The organism is Methylobacterium sp. Leaf466 (assembly GCF_001425565.1).
Lineage (GTDB): Bacteria > Pseudomonadota > Alphaproteobacteria > Rhizobiales > Beijerinckiaceae > Methylobacterium.
The window spans coordinates 452,449-475,007 of sequence record NZ_LMRC01000031.1 but is presented as its reverse complement, the minus strand read 5'-3'; the positions used below and the strand labels follow the sequence as shown (position 1 = coordinate 475,007).

The following is a 22,559-nucleotide window of genomic DNA, read 5'->3' as shown; positions in this document are numbered from 1 at the left end:
GCACCATGCGCATCGCCACCGTCGCCGATTTCCTCGTCGAGACCCTGCAGCAGGTGGGGGTCCGCCGCATCTACGGGGTGGTCGGCGACAGCCTCAACGCGATGACGGAATCGATCCGGGCGCGCGGCGTCATCGATTGGGTCCACGTCCGCCACGAAGAGGTCGGCGCCTTCGCCGCTGGCGCCGAGAGCCAGATCACCGGCGAGCTCGCCGTCTGCGCCGGTTCCTGCGGGCCGGGCCACGTCCACCTCGTCAACGGCCTGTTCGACTGCCACCGCAGCCGCACCCCGGTGCTGGCCATCGCCGCCCACATCCCCTCGGCCGAGATCGGCTCGGGCTACTTCCAGGAGACCGACCCCAAGGCGCTGTTTACGCAATGCAGCCATTATTGCGAGGTCGTCTCGGACCCGGCCCAACTGCCCTTCGTCCTGGAGAACGCCCTGCGCGCGGCGATCGGCCAGCGCGGCGTTTCCGTCGTCATCATCCCCGGCGACGTGGCGCAGATGGATGCGCCCAAGCGCGCGGCCTCGCCCAATCCCGGCCTCAAGCCGCCGCGTCCGCTGGTCCGGCCGGCCGACCGCGACCTCGACGCCCTGGCCGAGCTCCTCAACGGTTCGGCCAAGGTCACCCTGCTGTGCGGGCGCGGCTGCGCCGGAGCCCACGCCGACCTCCTGGCCGTGGCGGGCAGGCTCAAGAGTCCGATCGTCCATGCGCTCGGCGGCAAGGACGTCGTGGAATACGACAATCCCTACGATGTCGGCATGACCGGGCTGATCGGGTTCTCGTCGGGCTATGCCGCGATGATGGGCTGCGAGACGCTGTTGATGCTCGGCACCGATTTTCCCTACAAGCAGTTCTATCCCGGCGACGCCAAGGTGGCGCAGGTCGACATCCGGCCCGAGCAACTCGGCCGGCGCAGCCGCCTCGCACTCGGCCTCGTGGGCGACGTCGGCGACACCCTGCGGGCGCTCCTGCCCAAGCTCACGGTGAAGGCCGACCGCGCGTGGCTCGATGCGAGCCTGAAGCACTACGCCAAGGCCCGCGAGGATCTCGACGATCTGGCCACCGGAACGCCGAAGTCGGGCTGGTTCGGCCTCAAGGCCGGGACGGCATCGCCGATCCATCCGCAGTACCTGGCGAAGGTCCTGAGCGATGCGGCGGCCGAGGACGCGGTCTTCACCGCCGATGTCGGCACCCCGACGATCTGGGCGGCCCGCTACCTCAGGATGAACGGTCAGCGCCGGCTGCTGGGATCGTGGGTGCACGGCTCCATGGCCAACGCCATGGCGCAAGCCATCGGCGTGCAGGCGGCCCAGCCGGGTCGGCAGGTGGTGTCGCTCTCGGGCGACGGCGGCTTCACCATGCTGATGGGCGACCTCCTCACCCTGCGCCAGGAAAAGCTGCCGGTGAAGGTGGTGATCTTCAACAACGGCTCCCTCGGCTTCGTCGAGATGGAGATGAAGGCCGCGGGCTATCTCGAGACCGGCGTCGAACTCGAGAACCCGGATTTCGCCGCCATGGCCCGGGCCGCCGGCATTCACGCCGTGCGCGTCGAGGACCCGGCCGACTTGGAGGCCGCCGCCCGCGGGGTGCTGGCCCACGACGGCCCCGCCGTCCTCGACGTGGTGGTGAACCGCCAGGAGCTGTCGATCCCCCCGAAGATCGACGGCCAGCAGGTGAAGGGTTTCAGCCTCTACGTCCTGCGCGCCGTGATGAGCGGACGCGGTGACGCGGTACTCGATCTGGCGAAGACGAACGTGATTCGGTAGAGCTTTTCCAAACTGGAAACGGGCCGACTCGTCTCGCCTCCCCCTTGCGGGGAGGGAAGCGCACGCGGGCTGGACGAGAACGATATGGAAACGCCATGCGCATCGGACTGTTCGTGCCGTGCTACGTCGACGCCTTCGAGCCGGAGGTGGGCATCGCCACCCTGGAGTTGCTCGAACGCCTGGGGCTCGACGTCGAATACCCGTTCGACCAGACCTGCTGCGGCCAGCCGATGACCAACACCGGCTGCCACGCCGAGGCCGCCGCCACCGAGGCTCTGTTCGTCAGGAACTTCACCGGCTTCGACTACGTCGTGACCCCGTCCGGCTCCTGCGCGCACCAGGTGCGCGAACATCTGACCGCGATCCCGCAGACCCCCGAGGTGACGGCGGTGCGGGAAAGGACCTACGAACTGGTGGAGTTCCTGCACGACGTGCTGAAGGTCGAGGCGTTTCCCTGGGCGCGCTTCCCCCACAAGGTCGCCTATCACTCCAACTGCAACGCCCTGCGCGGCATCCACCATGCCAAGCCGTCGGAACTGAACGCGCCGGCCTTCTCCAAGCCCCTCGATCTCCTGGCCAAGGTCTCCGGCATCGAGGTGGTCAAGCTGGCGCGGCCCGACGAATGCTGCGGCTTCGGCGGCACCTTCAGCGTGTTCGAGCCGGCGGTCTCGGCCAAGATGGGCTACGACAAGGTGGCCGACCAGGCCAGGGCGGGGGCCGACTACGTGGTCTCGGCCGATTCCTCCTGCCTGATGCACCAGAAGGGCTGTGCCGACCGGGTCGGCGTGCCGCTCAAGTTCATCCACATCGCCCGCATCCTCAATGGAGCGACAGCATGAGCATCGAGGACCAGCCCCGCCTCTCCGAGCCCCCGGCCGAGAGCGCCCGCGGCCAGGACGGGCGCCCCCTCCAGCATGCCGAGGCCGCGACGAAGCCCGTGGCGGTGAAAGCCCCGCGGGAGGCCCAGCCGCGCGGCGCCAAGATCCGCGGCGACCGGCCGATCGACCAGGCCGAGGCGGCCGAACGCTTCCTCGCCGCCCCGCTGCACCAGGCCGCCCACGACGCACGGCTCTGGGACCTGCGCACCAAGCGCGACACCGCCGCCTTCGGCATCCCGGAGTGGGAGGAGCTGCGCGAGCTCGCCTCCGCCATCAAGACCCACACGCTGAGCCGCCTCGACCACTACCTCGAGCAGTTCGAGGCGGCCGCCAAGGCCAACGGCGTCCACGTGCATTGGGCGACCGACGGGGCCGACCACAACCGCATCGTCCACGGCATCCTCAAGGATCACGGCGCCAGGTCGCTGATCAAGTCGAAGTCGATGCTGACCGAGGAATGCGGGTTTCGCCACTACATGGCGACCACCGGCATCGAGGTGATCGAGACGGATCTCGGCGAGCGCATCCAGCAGCTCGACGACGAGGAGCCGAGCCACGTCGTGGTGCCGGCCGTGCACAAGACCCGCTTCGACGTGGCCGAGGTGTTTGCCCGCACCATGGGCACCGACCCGGAGAACGACGATGCCAAGTACCTCGCCGAGAGCCAGCGCATGCACACGCGTCCGCTTATCCTGGAGGCGGACGCCGGGTTGACGGGGTGCAACTTCGCCATCGCCGAGACCGGCACGGTGGTGACCTGCACCAACGAGGGCAACGCCGATCTCTCGGGCAACGTGCCCAAGCTCCAGATCCACTCCATCGGCATCGAGAAGCTGATCCCGCGCATCGAGCATCTCGGCGTGTTCCTGCGCCTGCTCTCGCGCTCGGCGCTCGGCTCCCCCATCACCCAGTACACCTCGCATTTCCGGGCGCCCCGCAAGGGCACCGAGATGCACATGGTGCTGGTCGACAACGGCCGTTCGGAGCGGCTCGGGATGGAGGAGTTCTGGACCTCGCTCAAATGCATCCGCTGCGGCGCCTGCATGAACACCTGCCCGGTCTACCGGCGCAGCGGAGGCTTGAGCTACGGCGCCACCTATTCGGGGCCGATCGGTCTCATCATCGATCCGACCTTCAACAAGCGGAAGTACTCGACCCTGCCGTTCTCCTCGACGATGAACGGTTCCTGCACCAACGTCTGCCCGGTCAAGATCAACATCCACGAGCAGATCTTCGCCTGGCGCAAGGTGCTGGCCGAGGAGCACCAGATCCCGCTCCTCAAGCAGGGCATGATGAAGGCGGCGGGCCAGGTGCTGAGCCGCCCGGCGGCCTACCGCGCCGCCATCGGCGCGGCCGATTCCGCCTTGAAGGTCCTGCCGCGCTTTGCCGTCTACAACCCGCTCAACACCTGGGGGAAGGCGCGCGAGATGCCCGACAGCCCGGGCCGGAGCTTCCACAGCTGGTACAAGCAGAACCGGATGGGGAAGAAGGCCGGAGCCGGAACGTCCGCTGCGAAGAAGGACGGCGCATCGTGAGCGCGCGCGAGACCACCCTCGCCACGATCCGGCGCAACCGCCCGGCCGGCGACCATCCCCTGCCGGAGATCCCGGCGTTCGCGCCCCTGGTCGGCGACGATCTCGTGGCCGAGTTCGGCGAGCGCCTTCAGCGCATGGGCGGGCGGGTCGCCGAGGTCGTGCCCGGCCAAGACCCGTTCGCCGCCGTGCGCGAGCGTCTCGACGGCGCCGCGGTGATCGCCTCCGCCGTGCCCGAGATCGCGGGCAACCGCGACCTCGCGCAGGTGGCGCTGCCGGCCGATCTGGCCGATGTGGACGTGGCGATCGTGCGCGCGGTGTTCGGCGTCGCCGAGACCGGTTCCGTGCTGTTCACCCAGGCGGAGTTGCAGGTGAACGCCGTGGCCTACCTCGCCCAGCACCTCGTCGTGCTGCTCGACCCGGCCGATATCCTGGTCAACATCCAGGCCGCCTACCGGCGGCCGGACTTCGCCCGGGCGGATTACGCCGTGCTCCACACCGGCCCCTCGGCCACCGCCGACATCGAGGGCGTGCTGATCCACGGCGCGCAAGGGGTGCGCTCGCTGACGGTACTGCTGCTGCCGCGGACGGAGGAGGGCGTCGGCGAACGGTCCGCGACGTCCTGAACGCCGCCACCCACGCCGTGGCCGCGGGCCGTCGCGGATCGTGCAGCGGCGACGCGGTTCTCCGACGCCCGCCTGGCGCGAGCGCGTGGAACCCCGCCCGTCTCGCGATCTTGGCTGTGCGAGGTCCGGTCCTTGCTTTGCGGCACGGAACGGCGGTCGATGTGATGCCAGGGAGCGACGAGTGCGATACGAGCTGGGCTGCAGTCTGTCCTACAATATCCTCTCGGAGACGGTCTTCATCTTCAACGTGGAGGTCGCCCACCTCCAAAGCCTGGAGATCCTGAGCGAGGCCCTGACCCTGGCGCCCGACCTGCCGCGGCGGACCTACGTGACCCCCGACCTGCAGAACCGCTACCTCGGCGTCGTGGTGCAGCCCGGTCCGTTCTCGCTCGAGTACAACGCCACGGTGGATCTGACCCCGTTCCGGGCCGACCCGGCGACCATCGGCGAGACCCCGGTCAATCGGCTGCCCCTCGACATCCTGCCCTTCCTGCTGCCGAGCCGCTACGTCTCCTCCGACCGGCTGACGCCCTTCGCCGTGGCCGAGTTCGGCGCCCTGCCCAAGGGCCACCAGCGCGTCAACGCGATCTGCTCGTGGATCCACACCCACATCACCTATCAGGCCGGCACAAGCGATGCGGAGACCACCGCCGACGAGAGCCTGCTGCGCCGAGCCGGCGTCTGCCGCGACTTCGCACATCTCGGGATCGCCTTCTGCCGGGCCCTGGGCATTCCCGCCCGGTTCGTCTCGGCCTATGCGCACGGCCTCGTGCCGAGCGACTTCCACGCAGTGTTCGAGGCCTATCTCGACGGGCGCTGGTGGCTGTTCGACGCGACCCGGCAGGCCAACCTCGACGGCCTCGTGCGCATCGGCGTCGGCCGCGACGCGGCCGAGATCGCGTTCTCGACCCCCTTCGGCAACATGCAGCCCACCGCCATGCAGGTGCGCATCGCCCGCTCGGACGGGGTGAGCGACGCGGTGATCCGCACCGTCGACGCGATCTCGACGGAGATCCCCGCTCCGCATGCAGGGGCGGCGTAGTGGCGCTCGGAATGCTAGTCTCACCTGCGAGGATCGTTGCGGGAGGCGTGCAGGTGCCAAATCCAGACATCACGGACGGGCATCCGATCGTTCGCCTGCCGGAAAGCGCGCAGGCCGCCCTCGATATGATCGCCGGTGTTCCTCAGGTCGAGCGGGTGATCCTGTTCGGATCGCGGGCGATGGGCGATCACGACGAACGATCCGACCTCGACGTCGCCGTATCGGCGCCCGATCTCGGCCGTGCCGGCCTCGCGACGTTGCGGGACAAGCTCAATCGGTTTCGAACGCTGTACACGATCTCGCTGACGCCGATCGAGTCGATGCCGCCCCGTCTGAGGGATCGCGTTCTCGCCCAGGGGGTGGTGTTGTATGAGCGACAGGAAGCTGAAGGATAGCCTGGGTAACCTGACAAAAGCGGTGATCAACCTGGAACGGGCCTTGGAGATCCCGAACGACCGGGAACTCGTTTCGGAGGGAACGATCCATCGCTTCGAGATCGCCATGGAGTTGATGTGGAAAACCTTGAAGCGTGCGCTCGAATTTGAAGGCCTCGGCCCTCGAACGCCGCGGGAAAGTCTGAAAGAAGCCTTTAGAGCAGGATGGCTTCACGACGAAACGGTCTGGCTTGATATGCTCGATCATAGAAACACGACGTCCCACGCTTATCTCGCCGAGGAACTTGCCGACGAGAACTACCGTGATGTCGTTCGCGTGGCGCCGATCTTACGCGAAACTCTGGACTTTCTCCTGAAACGCTACGACGGCACCGCTCGCTGATCGAAACATCCGATCCACCTGGGCAGAGAGGCCTTCAGCAGATGCCCTATCGCCACGTCGTCGGCCCCAAGACCCATGTGTTCGCCGACCTCGCCACGCTCATGGCCAAGGCGACCCCGGTGCGCTCCGGCGACCGGCTCGCGGGCATCGCCGCCGAGACGGCGGAGGAGGGGATGGCCGCGCGCTGGTGCCTTTCGGAGGTGCCGCTGGCGGAGATACTGGCCAGACCCCTGATCGCTTACGAGGACGACGACGTCACCCGCCTGATCCTCGACGGCCACGACGCGCCGGCCTTCGCCGAGATCGCCCATCTCACCGTCGGCGACTTTCGCGAGTTCCTGATCAAGGCCTCGCCGGAGACGCTGACCCGGATCGCGCCCGGCATCACACCGGAGATCGCGGCCGCCGTCTCGAAGGTGATGCGCAACCAGGACCTGATCCTGGTCGCCCGCAAGTGCCGGGTGGTGACGAAGTTCCGCAACACCATCGGCCTGCCCGGCCGGCTCTCGGTGCGCCTCCAGCCCAACCACCCCACCGACGATGCCGCCGGCATCACCGCGGCGATCGTCGACGGCCTGTCCTACGGCTGCGGCGACGCGGTGATCGGGCTGAACCCGGCGTCCGATTCGGTCTCCACCCTCGGCGGCCTGCTCCATCTCTTCGACGACCTGATCCAGCGCCTCGCGATCCCGACGCAGGGCTGCATCCTCACCCACGTCACCACGACGCTGGACGCCATGAACCTCGGCCTGCCGGTGGACCTCGTGTTCCAGTCCATCGCCGGCACCCAGAAGGCCAACGCCAGCTTCGGCGTCACCCTCCCCATCCTGAAGGAGGCGCACGAGGCGGCGCTGGCGCTCAAGCGCGGCACGGTGGGCGACAACGTCATGTACTTCGAGACCGGCCAGGGTTCGGCGCTCTCGGCCGACGCCCATCACGGCATCGACCAGCAGACCCTGGAAGCGCGCGCCTACGCGGTGGCGCGGCCGTTCCGGCCGTTGCTGGTCAACACCGTGGTCGGCTTCATCGGGCCCGAATACCTCTACGACGGCAAGGAGATCATCAGGGCCGGGCTGGAGGACCACTTCTGCGGCAAGCTCATGGGCCTGCCTCTGGGTTGCGACGTCTGCTACACCAACCACGCCGAGGCCGACCAGAACGACATGGACACGCTCCTGACGTTGCTGGGTACGGCCGGGTGCACCTTCGTCATGGGCATCCCGGGTGCCGACGACGTGATGCTGAACTACCAGTCCACCTCGTTCCACGATTCGCTCTACATCCGCGAGGTGCTCGGCCTGAAGCGGGCGCCGGAGTTCGAGGCCTGGCTCGAACAGATCGGGCTGACCGACGCCGACGGGACACTGCTGCCGGAGGGGCCGAGCGCCCGGCTCATCGCCGCCGCTCCGGGCCTGTCGGGAGACCTCGCGGCATGACCGGCGAAGACCCCTGGGCGCGCCTCGCCCGCCTCACGCCCGCCCGGATCGGCCTCGGGCGGGCCGGCGCCGGCCTGCCCACCATCGAGGTGCTGCGCTTCGGCCTCGCCCACGCCCAGGCCCGCGACGCGGTCCACACCCCGATGGACGCCGGCGAGGTCGCCGCCGGCATCGAAGCGCTCGGCTTCACGACCCTGACCGTGGCTTCCGCCGCCACCGACCGCGCGACCTACCTGCGCCGGCCCGACCTCGGGCGCGCCTTGAGCGAGGACGGCCTCGCCGCATTGACGCAGGAACCGGCCGAGCCGGTCGACCTCGCCATCGTGGTGGCCGACGGGCTCTCGGCCCGTGCCGTCCACGAGGGTGCGGCGGGCTTCCTCACCGCCTTCAAGCCGCACATCGACAAGGCCGGCTGGAGCCTCGCCCCGGTGGTGGTGGCGACGCAGGGGAGGGTGGCGCTAGGTGACGGCATCGGCGCGGCACTCAAGGCCCGCGCGGTGGTGGTGCTCATCGGCGAACGGCCGGGCCTGTCCTCGCCCGACAGCCTCGGCGTCTACCTCACCTTCGCGCCCCGTGTCGGGCGCTCGGATGCCGAGCGCAACTGCATCTCGAACGTGCGGCCGGCCGGGTTGTCCCACGAACTGGCGGCGTTCAAGCTCGAATGGCTGCTGCGCGAGGCTCTTCTGCGCGGGATTACGGGGGTGAGCCTCAAGGACGGCAGCGGCGTCGCCCTGGAAGCGGCCCCACGCAGTGAGCTTTTGGGCGACGCCTCGAAAGCCGACCCGGCGCCTTGAGGCGGTCCCCGTCCGTGACGTGACCGGACATCCTGTCCGGCCGGAATCAGCGCGGGGCGAGGGCCTGCGTGGCGGAGCCCGAGAACCGGGCGGTGGCCGGAGCCTGCGATCCTTGCGCCGAGAAGCGGGTCGCCGCCATGGCGTCGGCCGGCCGGGCGACGAGACCGTCGGGAGCGCCCTCGGTGCGGGGACGGGCGACCGCCATATGCACCACCGGCGCCACCCGATCGATCGACTGGGCGACCGCGACGGCGAACAACCAGCGCATCTGCGCGCGCGGATCGGAATCCGGCGGCAGTCGCGCGGAGGCGGGAAGCGGATCGGGCTCTGCGGCGGCGAGGTTCGCCGTCGCGGCGGCCCGCGCCGGCACCGAACCGAGATTGGCCATGCCGGCGGTTCCGAGCGAGGCGACCTGGACGGAGGGACGCGGCGGCGGCAGGGGCATCGCGAGGGCAGCGGCCACGGCGGCGAACTCGGACGGCCGGCGCGGCGGCGCCGGCATGATCGCCTGGACCGTGTCCTTCACCGCCTGCGGCTCGGCGGTGAGCAGGCTCTGGGCATCGCGGCCATCGCGACGGGCGGATTTCGCGGTCTGCTCGGCGGCGGCGTAAGCCAGTGCCGCGCGGGTCCCGGTCGTGTCCTCCGGATCGGCGCTGGCGACGGCGACGATGGGCCTGGTCCGTGCCTTGGCGGGCGCGGCCGGTGCTTGGATCTGGGCCTCGCTCGGCCGGCTGCCGCCGCCGAACAGGCCGGCGAAGAAGCCCTTCAGGCTCGGGCCCTCGTCCTCCTCGCCGCCTTGGGCGTTCTGGGTGTAGCCCAGCACGGTGCCGCCGCGCGACAGGATCTCGGCGCGGGCTTCCTCGTAGCGGGCGAGCGGACGGTTATCGCTGGGCAGGTGGACGGTCCGGCCGTCGGGGAACAGGCGCGCGAGCTGGTCGTGGCTCATGCGCGGCCAGGAGCGGACCGAGCCGACGTCGAGGTGGACGAAGGGAGAACCGGCGCTCGGGTACCAGCCGACGCCGCCCCGCTGCATCTGCATGCCCACCGCGCGGATGCGGTCGACCGAGACGTCCGGCAGGTAGAAATCCATCGCCTTGCCGCGGGTATGCTGGCTGAACTCGGCCACGCCCCGCGAACGGCGGCGCAACATCGCGTTGGTACCCGGCGAGCGGTAGGCCGAGACGACGGTGATCGGCTCGGACGAGCCCACCGAGCGGTAGGCCTCCCACACCGTGTCGAACAGGCGCGGGTCCATCTTGGTCGGCTCGTCGACCCGCCAGTCGCGCAGCATCCAGTTGAGCTGCTCCAGGGCGGCGCGGTCGTAGCGCCCGTCACGCTTGAACGTGATCGTCGCGCTTTCCTTCGTGTGGGAATGGAAGATCGAGATCGTTCGGGTGTCGCCGTTGGCGACCGCGTCCTGCGTCCCGTGCGCGCCACCGAGGACGCCCGCGGCGATGCCGGTCATCAGGGCGAGGGATCGCGACAGGAGTCCGCGGCGATGCCGGGATGGCGCGGGCGATCTGTCTCGCTGATGTGCCTGCACGATCGTCCCCACCCTCTGCCAGACCACGCCTGAGCGCGACACGTCATGGTGAATGCAGGGTTGCCGAAAACCGTAAACGGGGGGTTAACGGACCCGAACGCTGCATCGTTTGCAGGCAAACGGCTAAGTCCGAACCGTGGCGAAATCGTGCCGCGCAAGAGTGGCCGCGCACATGGACCGACGCTGTGGCAACCCTGCCTCAGCGTGGTTGGACGGAACGGTACCCTCCCTCACGACAAGGGCGCGGCCCGCCAAAGCGGTCCCGCGCCCTTTTCCGACGTTCCGTGACGATGCCGCTCAGGCGGCGGGCGCCTTTACCGGTACGCCCTTCTCGGCCAGGAACTGCTGCAGTTCGCCGGACTGGAACATCTCGCGGGTGATGTCGCAGCCGCCGACGAACTCGCCCTTCACGTAGATCTGCGGGATGGTGGGCCAGTTCGAGAAGGCCTTGATCCCGTCGCGGATGGCCATGTCGTCGAGCACGTTCACGCCCTTGAACGGCACTTCGAGGTGGTTGAGGATCTGCACGACCTGGCCCGAGAAGCCGCACATCGGAAATTGCGGCGTGCCCTTCATGAACACGACCACGTCCTGGGATTCGATCTCGGCCTTGATGGCGGTGTTGGCGTCGGTCATCGGGTATGTCCTCGTTGGTGGCTTGATCTAGTGATGGTCGGCCGGCCTGTTCAAGGTCGAGGCGAGGCGCTCCAAGGCCCAGTCCATCGTGAAGGTCTCGGAAACGAGTTCTTCGGGTGTGAACGGTATCGCATCGGGTAAGCCCACGACGAGGCGATCGTCGAACATCCGGAGGGAGACTTCCGCCTGGATCCGTGCCGTCTTCCACAACCACGACCAGTCGATCCGCTGCCGCATGCCGGGAGAGTAGGCCCGGTGGGCCGCCGCATGAAAAGCGATCACCTCGGATCGCCAGGATCGGGTCGATTGTGCACTCGGCGCAGACATGTACTTCAGCACGTGGATGAGCACCTGCAGGAGCTTCTGCTCGACCGCGCTGATCTGGGACCGCCCCACGCTCTCGATCTCCTCGGCGACGTTCTCCCAGTCGAGGGCATTCGACAGATCGGGCCGTGACGCGAGGGCGCGAACGGCAGCGGCCTGCTGCTCGGCCCAGGTCACGATGTCGTCGTCGTAGAGGCTCGGCTGATCCATGTGATCGACCCCGCTGAAGCGGATCAATCCTGGGGGACGCCCGTGGTCAGCGCAAGGGCGTGGAGGACACCCCCCATCCGCCCCTGGAGCGCGTTGTAGACGAGCTGGTGCTGGGCCACCCGCGTCTTGCCCTTGAAGGCCGACGAGATGACGGTGGCGGCGTAATGGTCGCCGTCGCCTGCGAGATCCTTGATCTCGATCCTCGCGTCGGGCAGCGCTTCCCGGATCATCGCCTCGATCTCGCGCGCATCCATCGGCATCGGGTGTCTCCTCGAAGAAATGTCAGGCGGCGGCCGGCCGGCTCGCCATGTAGGCGGGAAGCCAGCCCTCGTGCGCCTCGCGCAGGGCCGTCAGCGAGATGGTCTGTCCGCCGGGCAAGGTCAAACCGTCGCCGCCGACGCTGCCGACGATGGCCGCCGCGATGCCGAGTTCCGCTGCGCGCGCCAGCAGGTCCTGCGCCGTGGTGAGGTCGGTGCTCAGGAGGTAGCGGGCCTGGTCCTCGCCGAAGAGCCAGGCATGGGCCGGGACGCCGGCGGGGCCCTCGCCCAGGGTCGCGCCGAGGCCGCCGGCCAGGGCCATCTCGGCCACGGCGATGCCGAGGCCGCCGTCGGAGAGGTCGTGGACGCTGTCGATCCGCCCGGAGCTGATGAAGCCGCGCAAAAAGTCGCCGTTGCGGCGCTCGGCGGCGAGGTCGACCGGGGGTGGTGCACCTTCCTCGCGGCCGGCGACGACCGCGAGGTAGACCGACTGGCCGAGCCAGCCCGCGGTCTCGCCCAGCAGCACCAGGACGTCGCCCTCGCGCTTCAGGGCGATCGTTGCGTGGCGCGTGACGTCGTCGAGGAGGCCGACGCCGCCGATGGTCGGGGTGGGAAGGATGCCGACGCCGTTGGTCTCGTTGTAGAGCGAGACGTTGCCCGACACGACGGGGAAGTCCAACGCCAGGCAGGCCTCGCCGATGCCCTTGAGGCAGCCCACGAGCTGGCCCATCACCTCGGGCTTCTCCGGGTTGCCGAAGTTGAGGTTGTCGGTGATCGCGAGCGGGCGACCGCCGACGGCGGTGATGTTGCGCCAGGCCTCCGCCACCGCCTGCCGGCCGCCGGCGACCGGATCGGCCTCGCAGTAGCGCGGGGTGACGTCGCAGGTGAGCGCCAGACCCTTGGGACCGTCCTCGACGCGGACGATGGCGGCGTCGCCGCCGGGCTTTTGGACGGTGTTGCCGCCGATGAAGTGATCGTACTGCTCGTAGACCCAGCGCTTCGAGGACAGGTCCGGCGACCCGAGGAGGGTCAGCAGCGCCTCGGCGTCGCCGACCGGGGCCGCTACCTCGGCGGCCGCGACCACCGGCTGGTGGGTGTTGGCGATGTGGGGGCGGTCGTAGAGGGGGGCCTCGTCGCCGAGCTCCTTGATCGGCAGGTCGGCCATGACGACGCCGTCGTGCTTGACGACGAAGCGCAGCGTGTCTGTGGTGTGCCCGATCACCGCGAAGTCGAGGCCCCATTTTACGAAGATGGCTTGCGCCTCGGCCTCCATGCCGGGCTTGAGGACCATGAGCATGCGCTCCTGGCTCTCCGACAGCATCATCTCGTAGGCGCTCATGCCGGCCTCACGGGCCGGCACCTTCTCGATTTGGAGTTCGACGCCCAGATCGCCCTTGGCGCCCATCTCGACGGCCGAGCAGGTCAGCCCCGCCGCTCCCATGTCCTGGATCGCGATGACGGCGCCCGAGGCCATGAGTTCGAGACAGGCCTCCAGCAGCAGCTTCTCCGCGAAGGGGTCGCCGACCTGGACGGTGGGGCGCTTCGATTCCGAGGCGTCGTCGAACTCGGCCGAGGCCATGCTGGCGCCGTGGATGCCGTCGCGGCCGGTCTTGGAGCCGAGGTAGACGATCGGGTTACCGACGCCGGTGGCCGCCGCGTAGAAGATCGCGTCGGTGCGCGCCAAGCCCACCGCCATGGCGTTGACGAGGATGTTGCCGTCGTAGCGGGAATGGAAGCCGACGGCGCCGCCCACCGTCGGCACGCCGAAGGAATTGCCGTAGCCGCCGATGCCGGCCACCACGCCCGAGACGAGGTGGCGGGTGCGCGGATGGTCCGGCGAGCCGAACCGCAGGGCGTTCAAGGCCGCGATCGGCCGCGCTCCCATCGTGAAGACGTCGCGCAGGATGCCGCCGACCCCCGTCGCCGCGCCCTGGTAGGGCTCGATGAAGCTCGGGTGGTTGTGGCTCTCCATCTTGAAGACGCAGGCCAGCCCGTCGCCGATGTCGATGACGCCGGCGTTCTCGCCCGGCCCCTGGATCACGTGCGGCCCCGTGGTCGGCAGCCCGCGCAGATGCTTGCGCGACGACTTGTAGGAGCAGTGCTCGTTCCACATCGCCGAGACGATGCCGAGCTCCGTCAGCGTCGGGTCGCGTCCGATCAGGCCGCGGAACCGCGCGTACTCGTCGGGCGTCAGGCCGTGCTGCTTGATGAGCTCGGGGGTGATCGGAACTTCGTTGCGGAACATGCGACTCCCCTCGACCGGCTCGGCCGGAACCGGAAGGCACGGCTCTAAGCAGGTTTGCGCGATGTGGCCACCGGTTTGTGGCCGCCGGTTTCGCGACGAAAACCCGGCCGTCAGCGCTCGACCTCGGCGGACTCCTGCCCCATCGGCTGCGCCTTCACGCTGCGCCACCGCTCGATCAGCCCGTGGATCGGCTCCGCGCCCGTGATGAGGCTGATGTAGTCGAAGGTGTCGGGGCTCTCGCTCGACATCAGGAGCTGGAAGTGCATCTGGAACAGGTTGAAGCGCCGGCGCGACAGGCGCTTCTCCGAGACGAGGTCGGGCATCCGCACGTGGAATTCCACCGGCCGATGCGCTTTGGGCGAGGGCAGCCCCGAGGCGCTGAGCGGATCGCGCTTGTGGATCGAGAGCCAGTCCCACTTCGTGCGGATGTCGAGCCAGCCGATCGCCGCGGCGGCCCCCACCCGGGCGAGCGCCGCGCGGCTGGCGTGCGCGTTGGCGTCCAGCGTGATCCAGGGGATCACGCTGCCGATCGTCACGAAGGAGACCGGGGTGCCGCGGGTGCCGAAGTCGGGGTCGTTCAGGAGCACCCGGTCGAGGGCCTCGTAGCCGAAGAAGCTCGACGAGGAATGGCCGATCAGCACGATCTCGCTGGCCTTGCCCTCGGCGGCGCGGATCAGGGCCGCGAAGGCGTCGAGCCGCGCCTCCATCTCGGGGGCCTCGCCCTTGGCATGGGCATGGGTGAACGCGGTGTCGTCCACGAGATGGGCGACGAAGAACGGCTTCTCGCGGGTGATCCGCATCAGCCACCACAGGATGGCGTAGGCCGCCGCCGGCACGGCGAGGATGGCGACAGGCGCCGGCATGACGGAGGCGGGGAGCAGCAGCATGGTGCAGGCGAGGGCGACGCTCGCCGCCACGATGCCGAGGTAGATCAGGTGGATGCCGACGATGACCCGGTAGAACCGCCGCGCCTCGCGCCGGTAGGCGCTGAGGTAACCGGTGCGCCACAGGCGCCAGCCGAGCGCCAGGGTCTCCGCGAAGCGCCGGTCGTTGGGGCGGGGAAACCGGGCACGCACGATGTCGTCCCAGCGCAGCAGGGTGTAGCGGGTCGCCTGTCCCTCGCTCGCGAGCTCCCAGTCGAGCCGCAGCCCGTCGGCCGAGCGCACCGGATCGCCGACCGTGATCGGCGTGTCCCGCCGCGTCGCGGTGAGCCGCGCCTCGCGGCGGAACAACCCCCAGTAGGTCTCGGGCTCGCGCGGATCGAAACCGGGCATGTAGAACACCTGCCGGGGCAGGGCGTCCCTGGCTCGGGTCTCGGGTGGCGTGCCGGTGGGCGCGATGTCGTGGGAGATGGGCCGTCCGTCCGGTTGTGGCCGCGCCGGGGCGATGAGGCCTCGGACGCGCGCGGGACATGTCCCCTACACGATCCGGCCACCCTGCGACGAGGGGAAACCGCGTCAGGCCGACGCGGCGGGGCTCCCGGCCAGGAACTCGGCGATCGCCCCCACGAAGCGCTCGCCATACGCCTCGCGCTTCTTCTCGCCGACCCCGTGGACGGTGCGCAGGGCGTAGAGGTCGACCGGCTTGGATTTGGCCATCTCGATCAGGGTGCGGTCGGGGAAGACCATGAAGGCGGCGATGCCTTCGGAGCGCGCGATGGTGGCACGCAGGCCGCGCAGGTGCTGGAACAGGGCCTCCGTCGCCGGATCGAGGTCGAGGTCGGCCTCGTCGCGCACGGGGCCGGCCCGGCGGCGGTCGCGCGGTTCGGCGGGGCGCGGCTCGGGGTCGGGGCGCAACTGCACGGTCTGGCGCCCGAACAGGATGTCCTCGCCCTTGCCGGTCAGGCTGAGGCCGCCGTGCCCGTCGGCGTTCTCGGCCACCGCGCCGGCGGCGAAGAGCTGGCGCAGCATCGCCCGCCAGGCCGGCACCGGCCTGTCGGCGCCGACCCCGAAGGTCTTGAGCGCGGCGTGGCCGTTGCGGCGGATCTGGTCGGATTCCTTGCCGTGGACCACGTCGCAGACGTAGGCCGCCCCGAACCGCTGGCCGGTGCGCACGATCGCCGAGAGCAGCTTCTGGGCCGGCACCGTGGAATCCACGAGCGAAACGCCGCCGCGGCACAGGTCGCAACGCCCGCACGGCTCGCTCGCCTCGTCGAAATAGGCGAGCAGCGACTGGCGCCGGCACAGGGCGCCCTCGCACAGGGCGATCATCGCCTCGAGCTTGCGCCGCTCGACCCGGCGACGCTCGTCCGGCACGTCCTTCTCGTCGATCTGGCGGCGCTTCAACGACATGTCGTCGAGGCCGTAGAGGGTGAGGGTGTCGGCGGGCAGGCCGTCGCGCCCGGCCCGGCCGATCTCCTGGTAGTAGCCCTCGACGTTGGAGGGCATGTCGGCGTGGCAGACGAAGCGGACGTCGGGCTTGTTGATGCCCATGCCGAAGGCGACGGTGGCGGTCATCACCACGCCGTCCTCCTGCAGGAAGGTGTCCTGGTTCTTCATGCGCGTGCCCTGGTCGAGGCCGGCGTGATAGGGCAGGGCGTTGAAGCCGTCCTTGGCCAGCACCTCCGCCAGTTGCTCGGTGCGCTTGCGCGACGAGCAGTAGATGATGCCGCTCTCCTGGCGGCGCGACTTCAGGAACCGCTCGATCTGGCGCGTCGGCTGGTCCTTGGGCGCGAAGGTCAGCCGGATGTTGGGCCGGTCGAAGGAATGGACGAAGGCCTTGAGCGGGCGCCCGGCGGGAAACAGCCGCTCGGTGATGTCGGCCCGCGTCGCCTTGTCGGCGGTGGCGGTGAGCGCCAGGGTCTGGACGTCGCCGAGCGCGGTACGGGCGCGGGCGAGGTCGCGGTATTCGGGCCGGAAGTCGTGTCCCCATTGCGAGACGCAATGCGCCTCGTCGACGGCCAGGCGCCGCACGTCGGCGTCGCGCAGGGCCTCGATCAGCCCCTCCATCATCAGCCGCTCGGGCGAGACGAACAGCAGGCGCAGGTCGCCGGACCGGATCTGCCGCCAGGTCTCGCGGGAGGTCGCCTCCGGCACCGACGAATTCAGCGTGGCGGCCGCGACGCCGAAGCCGAGCATCTGCTGCACCTGATCGTGCATGAGCGCGATCAGCGGCGAGACCACCACCGTGAGCGAATGCTCGACGAGGGCCGGCAACTGGTAGGTCATCGACTTGCCCGACCCCGTCGGCATCACCGCGAACACGTCGGTCCCGTCGAGGACGGCCCCGATCACCTCGTCCTGCCCGGGGCGGAAATCGTCGTAGCCGAAGGTGGTCTTGAGGGCGCGCCGGGCTTCGTCGAGGCGGGATGTCATCGCTGCCTTGTGGGATCGTGGTGCGGTCGTCCGGCCGGGACGAGGGGGTGCCGGTGGGGGCTTGTAGCGGGCCGCGCTCAGGGCGTCCCGCGGGGCCCGCTCTCGGGCGGCTCGCCGTCCTCGTCCTCGTCGATGGGCGTCGGGATGGCGTAGCGGTCGGTGAGCCAGCGCCCGAGGTCGACGTCGGCGCAGCGCGCCGAGCAGAACGGCGCGAAGCCCGCCTTCGCCGGCTTGGCGCAGATCGGGCAGGGCGGCACGTCGGAGGTCGGAGCCTTGCGGGCGCTCACAGCGGGCTTCCCCAGCGGTCGCGTACGGGAAAGCCTTCCCCCTCCAGGAGGGTGAGGGTTTCGTAGAGCGGCAGGCCGACCACCGCCCCGTAGGACCCGACGAGCTTGACCACGAAAGCCCCGGCCAGCCCCTGGATGGCGTAGCCCCCGGCCTTGCCGCGCCACTCCCCCGAGGCGAGGTAGCGCTCGATGTCGCGGGACGACAGGCGCTTGAACCGCACCCGGGTCTCCACCAGCCGCTCGCGGCGCTGGTCCTTGGGCGACAGGACGCAGACCGCGGTGAAGACGCGGTGCTGGCGGCCCGACAGCAGGCGCAGGCAATCGGCGGCCTCGTCGGGCAACTCGGTCTTGGGCAGGATGCGCCGGCCCACCGCCACCACGGTGTCGGCCGACACGATGTAGGCCGCCCGCATGTCGTCGCGCCGGCGCGCGGCCTCGCCGGCCACGGCGAGCTTGTCCCGTGCCAGGCGACGCGCGTGGTCGCGGGGCGTCTCGCCCTTGAGGGGCGTCTCGTCGACGTCCGCCGGCAGGAGGGCATCGGGCTCGATGCCGGCCTGCTGCAGGAGGGCGAGGCGGCGGGGCGAGGCGGACGCGAGGACGAGACGCGCCGAGGCGATGGTGCCGGATGGTGCGATGTCGTTCATCGTGGCGGGAAAGCCGGCATGGTGGATGACGATCCTGTCTGAAGCCAGGGTTCGGGACGGTGCCGCGCCCGTCGACGGCGCCGGCGACGAAAAAGGGGGGGCGGTTCGGCGGCGGGACGCTACTGGAAACCGGCCGGCTTGGGAACGCGCCGGGCGAAACGGTCTGCGGTCGATGCCGGCTCCTTTCCCGCCGGCGGGTGCGCAGTCGAAAACCGCGCCGGGCCCGCCGGAGGTTCCGTTTCGGGGCGAAATGCTCTAGGCCGCCACACGATGATCCGCACCGCGCTCTACGCCGGGTCCTTCGACCCGGTCACGAACGGACACCTCGACGTCATCCGTCAGGCCTGCCGGCTCGTGCCCCGTCTCGTCATCGCCATCGGCATCCATCCGGGCAAGACCCCGCTGTTCTCGCCCGAGGAGCGGGTGGACCTGCTCCGGTCCACCTGCGAGCCCCTTGCGATCGCGGAAGGCACCGAGCTCGAAATCGCCACCTTCGACGATCTCGCCGTCACCGCCGCGCGGCGCCACGGGGCGACCCTGTTCATCCGGGGCCTGCGCGACGGGACCGACCTCGACTACGAGATGCAGCTCGCCGGCATGAACGGCACCATGGCGCCGGAGGTCCAGACCGTGTTCCTGCCCGCCTCCATCCACGTCCGGCCGATCACCGCTACCCTCGTGCGCCAGATCGCGGCGATGGGCGGCGATGTCGGCGCCTTCGTCCCGCCGGCGGTGGCCGAGCGCCTCGCCGCGCGTTTCCGCAAGGCCTGAACCCCCCCTCCTTTGTCGTTTTCCGGAGAAGACTTGCCCATGACGACTCGTGCCTCGAAGACGATGCCTACCCCGATGACGCGCCGCCTCGCCGCCGCCCTCCTGTTCGCCGCCACCCTCGGCGGCGCACCGGCCGCCCGCGCCGCCGACGGCGACACCCTCTACCTCGACACCAAGGACGGCCGCGTCACCATCGTGCTGCGCCCCGACATCGCCCCCAAGCACGCCGCCCAGATAAAGACGCTGGTCCGCCAGGGCTTCTACGACGGTCTCAAGTTCCACCGCGTCATGGACGGGTTCATGGCCCAGACCGGCGACCCGAAGGGCAACGGCACCGGAGGCTCGTCGCTGCCCAACATCCCGGCCGAATTCTCGCAGGCGCCGTTCAAGCGCGGCACCGTCGGCATGGCCCGCTCGTCCTCGCCGAACTCGGCCAATTCGCAGTTCTTCATCTGCCTGGGCGACGCGCCGTTCCTCGACGGCCAGTACACCGTGGTCGGGGTCGTCACCTCCGGCATGGATGTCGTGGACAAGATCAAGAAAGCCGCCCCCGGCGCGCAGGGCGGCGCCGTGCAGAACCCGGATTCCATCGTGAAGCTGCAGCTCGCCCAAGGGGCGAAGTAGCGGGACTCCGGGGCATGGATCGTCGTAGCCGGGCGGCCGTCCCGTTGCGCGGCGGCGTGGCGCTGGCGGTCGTCAGCGCCTCGGCGATCCCCCTGGCGGCGGTGGCGGCAGTCGGGCAGCCGCTGAGCCTGCCCACCACGCTGCGCGCGACGGTCCAGGTGCCAGTCCAGGCCCCGGCCGTCGCGCCCGAGCCGGCCTCGAGCCTGCGCGCACTCTACGCCCGGCTCGGCGCCTGCTGGCAGCCACCGGCGGGCCTCGCCCGCTTCGAGCGCACCGAGGTCACCGCCCGTTTCGCCCTGCGGCGGGACGGTTCGGTGATCGGCGAGCCGCGCATCACCTTCGCGACGCAGCCGAGCGACGGCCGAGCCTTCCGGCTCCTGGCCGACGCCGCCCGCGACGCCATCCGTCGCTGTACGCCCGCGCCGATCACGCCCGGGCTCGGCGGCGCCATCGCGGGGCGCCCCATCGCGCTCCGTTTCATCTATCAAGGACCCAAAGGACAGGGAGTTTGACCATGGCAGAGACCGAGACCCTCACCCTCGAGACCACCAAGGGCCGCATCGTGATCGGCCTGCGGCCGGACCTGGCGCCCAACCACGTCGAGCGCATCAAGACGCTGGCGGGACAGGGCTTCTACGACGGCGTGCCGTTCCACCGCGTCATCGACGGCTTCATGGCCCAGACGGGCGACCCCACCGGCACCGGCTCGGGCGGCTCCGAGCTGCCCGACCTCAACGCCGAGTTCAACGCCGAGCCGCACGTGCGCGGCACCTGCTCGATGGCGCGCACCAACTTCCCGCATTCGGCCAACTCGCAGTTCTTCATCTGCTTTGGCGACGCGCGCTTCCTCGACAAGCAGTACACCGTCTGGGGCAAGGTCACGGAGGGCATGGACGTGGTCGACACCCTCAACAAGGGCGAGCCGCCGCGCTCCCCGGACAAGATCGTCAAGGTGACGGTCGGCGCCGCGGCCTGATCCTCAGCCGGTTTTCGTGGGTTGCCCCACGAAAGCCGGCTGATACGGTTCCCGCTTGAATCAAGCGGGAACCGTATCACCGAGCCCGCGCGGCGCCTGAGCGAAGCCCATTTCCGCATCACGAAGTGATCAACCGGAAATGGGATGAGATCTCTTTCATGGCGCATCGTTTCTTCCTGCGAATCGCACAACACGTCGCAGGACGATACATGGCCGCCCGCTCACCTCCTGGAGCGTCCGAGCCCGGCTCGGGCGCTCCGTTTCGTTGCGGCCTCCTGCCCGGCCACCTCCCGAAAGCGACCCGATGAGTCCGGCGACGCTCCCCCTTCGCGACCTCCTCCTCGCCCTCGCGGTGGTGGCGGTGTGGGGAACCAACTTCGTGGTGATCCGGATCGGGCTGGACCACCTGCCGCCGCTGCTGTTCGCCGCCCTGCGGTTCCTCTTCGCGGCCTTGCCCGCGGTCTTCCTGCTGCCGCGCCCGCCCGTGCCCTGGCCGAACCTGGCCGCCTACGGCCTCCTCATCGGCGTCGGGCAGTTCGGCGTGCTGTTCGTGGCGCTCCGCGGCGACATCTCTCCGGGCCTCGCCTCGCTGGTGATCCAGGTGCAGGTTTTCTTCACCATCGGCCTGTCCGTCGCGACGATGGGCGAACGGGTGCGGGGCTACCAATGGGCGGCGCTCGCCCTGGCGGCGGCCGGGATCGGGATCATCGCCCTCCATACGGATGCCACCACGACGCCGCTGGGGCTCGGGCTCGTGACCTTCGCCGCCATGGGCTGGGCGGGGGGCAATATCGTCGCCAAGCGCGGCGGCGCGCCCAACATGCTGGCCTACGTGGTCTGGGCCGCCCTGTTCTCGACGCCGCCGCTGCTGGCGCTGTCCTTCGCGCTGGAGGGCTGGGACGCCATCCGGGCCGGCCTTCTCAGCGCCGACGCCGTCACCTGGGCCACCGTGATGTGGCAGTCGGTGGGCAACGTGATGTTCGGCTACGCGATCTGGGGCTGGCTGCTGGCGCGCCATTCCACCGCGCTGGTGGCGCCGCTGTCGCTGCTGGTGCCGGTGATCGGCCTTGCGACCTCCGCGCTCTGGTTCGGCGAGCCCCTGCCGTTCTGGAAGATCGGGGCGGCGCTGCTGGTGCTGAGCGGCCTGGCCATCGGCGTCCTGTATCCGCGCTGGCGCCGCCGGACCGTGCTCGACGGCCTTCCGCCGGCCGCGTGAGCGCCAGCCGCGTATCCTATCCCGGCGCTCGCAGACACGCTTGGGCCGCCGCCAGATCCTCGGGCGTGTTGACGTTGAGGAACGGGTCGAGGGGCGTCGCCGCCCATTCCACCGCCACGGCACCATGGCGGGCGAGGTAGGCGCCGACCCGGCGTTCGTCGCGCTCGACCAGGGCCGCCCGCAGGTCGTCGCGCAGGCCGACCGACCACAGCGCGGTCGTGAAATGCTGCCGCCCGCCGGAGGACGCGACCGCGACCGTCGCGTTCGCTGCACCCCCGGCCGCGGTCCCTCCCGCGATGGCCGCCCTGAACCGCCCCACTAGATCGCGCGGCAGGAAAGGCGAATCGCCGGTGACGCTGGCGACATGCGTGACGTCGGGATGATGGGCCACGGCATGGTCGAGGGCCGCCAGGATGCCGGCCAGCGGCCCCGGATGTCCCGGCACCCCATCGCGGACGATGGGATGGGCGAACCCCGCGAAGCGGGCAGGGTCGCCGTTGGCGTTCAGGATCACGCCGGCCGCGCATTGCGGCGCGAACCGCTCGCAGACGTGCTCGAGGAGCGAGCGCCCGCCGAGGCGCAGGAGCGGCTTGTCGCCGCCGCCCATCCGGCGCGACAGCCCGCCGGCCAGGACCACGCCGAGGACCGGCATGGTGCG

General features: G+C 70.0%; 24 protein-coding genes. 14 read left to right on the top strand and 10 right to left on the bottom strand.

The annotated features are described in order from the left end of the window. Positions 1-5 precede the first annotated feature (5 nt). The 9 genes from poxB (at position 6) to eutC (ending at position 8,854) form a co-directional block, all read left to right on the top strand. On the top strand, positions 6-1,769 hold the full coding sequence (poxB, locus tag ASG59_RS13710) for a ubiquinone-dependent pyruvate dehydrogenase (protein ID WP_056409351.1): 1,764 nt from the start codon (positions 6-8) through the stop codon (positions 1,767-1,769). A gap of 95 nt (positions 1,770-1,864) precedes the next feature. After that, the gene (locus ASG59_RS13705; RefSeq protein WP_055887615.1) at positions 1,865-2,608 is read left to right on the top strand and encodes a (Fe-S)-binding protein; all 744 of its coding nucleotides are present in this window, start codon (positions 1,865-1,867) and stop codon (positions 2,606-2,608) included. Beyond that, positions 2,605-4,182 carry a lactate utilization protein B gene (locus tag ASG59_RS13700; protein WP_056409349.1) on the top strand — a complete coding sequence of 526 codons (1,578 nt, stop codon included), beginning with the start codon at positions 2,605-2,607 and terminating at the stop codon, positions 4,180-4,182. Before ASG59_RS13705 ends, ASG59_RS13700 begins: the two co-directional genes overlap by 4 nt. Beyond that, the gene (locus ASG59_RS13695; protein ID WP_055887620.1) at positions 4,179-4,805 is read left to right on the top strand and encodes an LUD domain-containing protein; all 627 of its coding nucleotides are present in this window, start codon (positions 4,179-4,181) and stop codon (positions 4,803-4,805) included. Before ASG59_RS13700 ends, ASG59_RS13695 begins: the two co-directional genes overlap by 4 nt. Before the next feature lie 181 nt (positions 4,806-4,986). Then, complete coding sequence (locus ASG59_RS13690; protein ID WP_055887622.1) at positions 4,987-5,847, top strand: transglutaminase family protein; 861 nt, start codon at positions 4,987-4,989, stop codon at positions 5,845-5,847. A gap of 47 nt (positions 5,848-5,894) precedes the next feature. After that, positions 5,895-6,242 (top strand): nucleotidyltransferase domain-containing protein, encoded by a 348-nt coding sequence (locus ASG59_RS13685; protein ID WP_056409345.1) that lies wholly within the window; start codon positions 5,895-5,897, stop codon positions 6,240-6,242. Further along, on the top strand, positions 6,217-6,624 hold the full coding sequence (locus ASG59_RS13680; RefSeq protein WP_056409343.1) for an HI0074 family nucleotidyltransferase substrate-binding subunit: 408 nt from the start codon (positions 6,217-6,219) through the stop codon (positions 6,622-6,624). Before ASG59_RS13685 ends, ASG59_RS13680 begins: the two co-directional genes overlap by 26 nt. 41 nt (positions 6,625-6,665) lie before the next feature. After that, entirely contained in the window at positions 6,666-8,060 is a 1,395-nt protein-coding gene (locus ASG59_RS13675; RefSeq protein WP_056409341.1) for an ethanolamine ammonia-lyase subunit EutB, read from the top strand. Beyond that, positions 8,057-8,854: an ethanolamine ammonia-lyase subunit EutC gene (gene eutC, locus ASG59_RS13670; protein ID WP_056409339.1), complete on the top strand. Its 798-nt coding sequence runs from the start codon at positions 8,057-8,059 to the stop codon at positions 8,852-8,854. The genes ASG59_RS13675 and eutC overlap by 4 nt, the downstream gene beginning before the upstream one ends. 46 nt (positions 8,855-8,900) lie before the next feature. On the opposite strand, the gene ASG59_RS13665 is transcribed toward eutC, so the two are convergent. From ASG59_RS13665 to ASG59_RS13625, 9 genes are all read right to left on the bottom strand, one after another. Continuing rightward, positions 8,901-10,319 carry a DUF882 domain-containing protein gene (locus ASG59_RS13665; RefSeq protein ID WP_082528752.1) on the bottom strand — a complete coding sequence of 473 codons (1,419 nt, stop codon included), beginning with the start codon at positions 10,317-10,319 and terminating at the stop codon, positions 8,901-8,903. A 375-nt stretch (positions 10,320-10,694) separates the two neighbouring features. Continuing rightward, positions 10,695-11,033: a Grx4 family monothiol glutaredoxin gene (gene grxD / locus ASG59_RS13660; RefSeq protein ID WP_055887632.1), complete on the bottom strand. Its 339-nt coding sequence runs from the start codon at positions 11,031-11,033 to the stop codon at positions 10,695-10,697. A 27-nt stretch (positions 11,034-11,060) separates the two neighbouring features. Further along, entirely contained in the window at positions 11,061-11,594 is a 534-nt protein-coding gene (locus tag ASG59_RS13655; RefSeq protein WP_244475706.1) for a DUF29 domain-containing protein, read from the bottom strand. Further along, positions 11,591-11,827 carry a BolA family transcriptional regulator gene (locus tag ASG59_RS13650; protein ID WP_055887638.1) on the bottom strand — a complete coding sequence of 79 codons (237 nt, stop codon included), beginning with the start codon at positions 11,825-11,827 and terminating at the stop codon, positions 11,591-11,593. The genes ASG59_RS13655 and ASG59_RS13650 overlap by 4 nt, the downstream gene beginning before the upstream one ends. Before the next feature lie 22 nt (positions 11,828-11,849). Next, complete coding sequence (purL, locus tag ASG59_RS13645; protein ID WP_056409337.1) at positions 11,850-14,069, bottom strand: phosphoribosylformylglycinamidine synthase subunit PurL; 2,220 nt, start codon at positions 14,067-14,069, stop codon at positions 11,850-11,852. Positions 14,070-14,179: 110 nt separating this feature from the next. Then, complete coding sequence (locus ASG59_RS13640; protein WP_056409405.1) at positions 14,180-15,343, bottom strand: hypothetical protein; 1,164 nt, start codon at positions 15,341-15,343, stop codon at positions 14,180-14,182. A 183-nt stretch (positions 15,344-15,526) separates the two neighbouring features. Next, positions 15,527-17,383, bottom strand: coding sequence for a DNA helicase RecQ (gene recQ / locus ASG59_RS13635; RefSeq protein WP_056282961.1), 1,857 nt, complete (start codon positions 17,381-17,383; stop codon positions 15,527-15,529). A 77-nt stretch (positions 17,384-17,460) separates the two neighbouring features. Next, complete coding sequence (gene yacG / locus ASG59_RS13630) at positions 17,461-17,670, bottom strand: DNA gyrase inhibitor YacG (RefSeq protein ID WP_055887646.1); 210 nt, start codon at positions 17,668-17,670, stop codon at positions 17,461-17,463. Continuing rightward, positions 17,667-18,314 (bottom strand): Maf-like protein, encoded by a 648-nt coding sequence (locus tag ASG59_RS13625; protein WP_055887649.1) that lies wholly within the window; start codon positions 18,312-18,314, stop codon positions 17,667-17,669. Before ASG59_RS13625 ends, yacG begins: the two co-directional genes overlap by 4 nt. Positions 18,315-18,584: 270 nt before the next feature. Here ASG59_RS13625 and coaD point away from each other — a divergent pair, with 270 nt between their 5' ends. The 5 genes from coaD (at position 18,585) to ASG59_RS13600 (ending at position 21,901) form a co-directional block, all read left to right on the top strand. After that, complete coding sequence (coaD, locus tag ASG59_RS13620) at positions 18,585-19,085, top strand: pantetheine-phosphate adenylyltransferase (RefSeq protein ID WP_056282954.1); 501 nt, start codon at positions 18,585-18,587, stop codon at positions 19,083-19,085. Positions 19,086-19,160: 75 nt separating this feature from the next. Continuing rightward, complete coding sequence (locus ASG59_RS13615; protein WP_055887654.1) at positions 19,161-19,709, top strand: peptidylprolyl isomerase; 549 nt, start codon at positions 19,161-19,163, stop codon at positions 19,707-19,709. Between the two features lie 14 nt (positions 19,710-19,723). Then, positions 19,724-20,221, top strand: coding sequence for a hypothetical protein (locus ASG59_RS13610; RefSeq protein ID WP_056409335.1), 498 nt, complete (start codon positions 19,724-19,726; stop codon positions 20,219-20,221). Positions 20,222-20,223: 2 nt separating this feature from the next. Then, a complete protein-coding gene (locus ASG59_RS13605) occupies positions 20,224-20,685 on the top strand; it encodes a peptidylprolyl isomerase (protein ID WP_055887658.1) in 462 nt (153 codons plus the stop codon). 304 nt (positions 20,686-20,989) lie between these two features. Next, positions 20,990-21,901 (top strand): EamA family transporter, encoded by a 912-nt coding sequence (locus ASG59_RS13600; protein ID WP_056282952.1) that lies wholly within the window; start codon positions 20,990-20,992, stop codon positions 21,899-21,901. A gap of 16 nt (positions 21,902-21,917) precedes the next feature. Here ASG59_RS13600 and mobA read toward each other — a convergent pair whose 3' ends face one another. Further along, positions 21,918-22,553 carry a molybdenum cofactor guanylyltransferase MobA gene (gene mobA / locus ASG59_RS13595; RefSeq protein ID WP_056409333.1) on the bottom strand — a complete coding sequence of 212 codons (636 nt, stop codon included), beginning with the start codon at positions 22,551-22,553 and terminating at the stop codon, positions 21,918-21,920. Positions 22,554-22,559 lie beyond the last annotated feature (6 nt).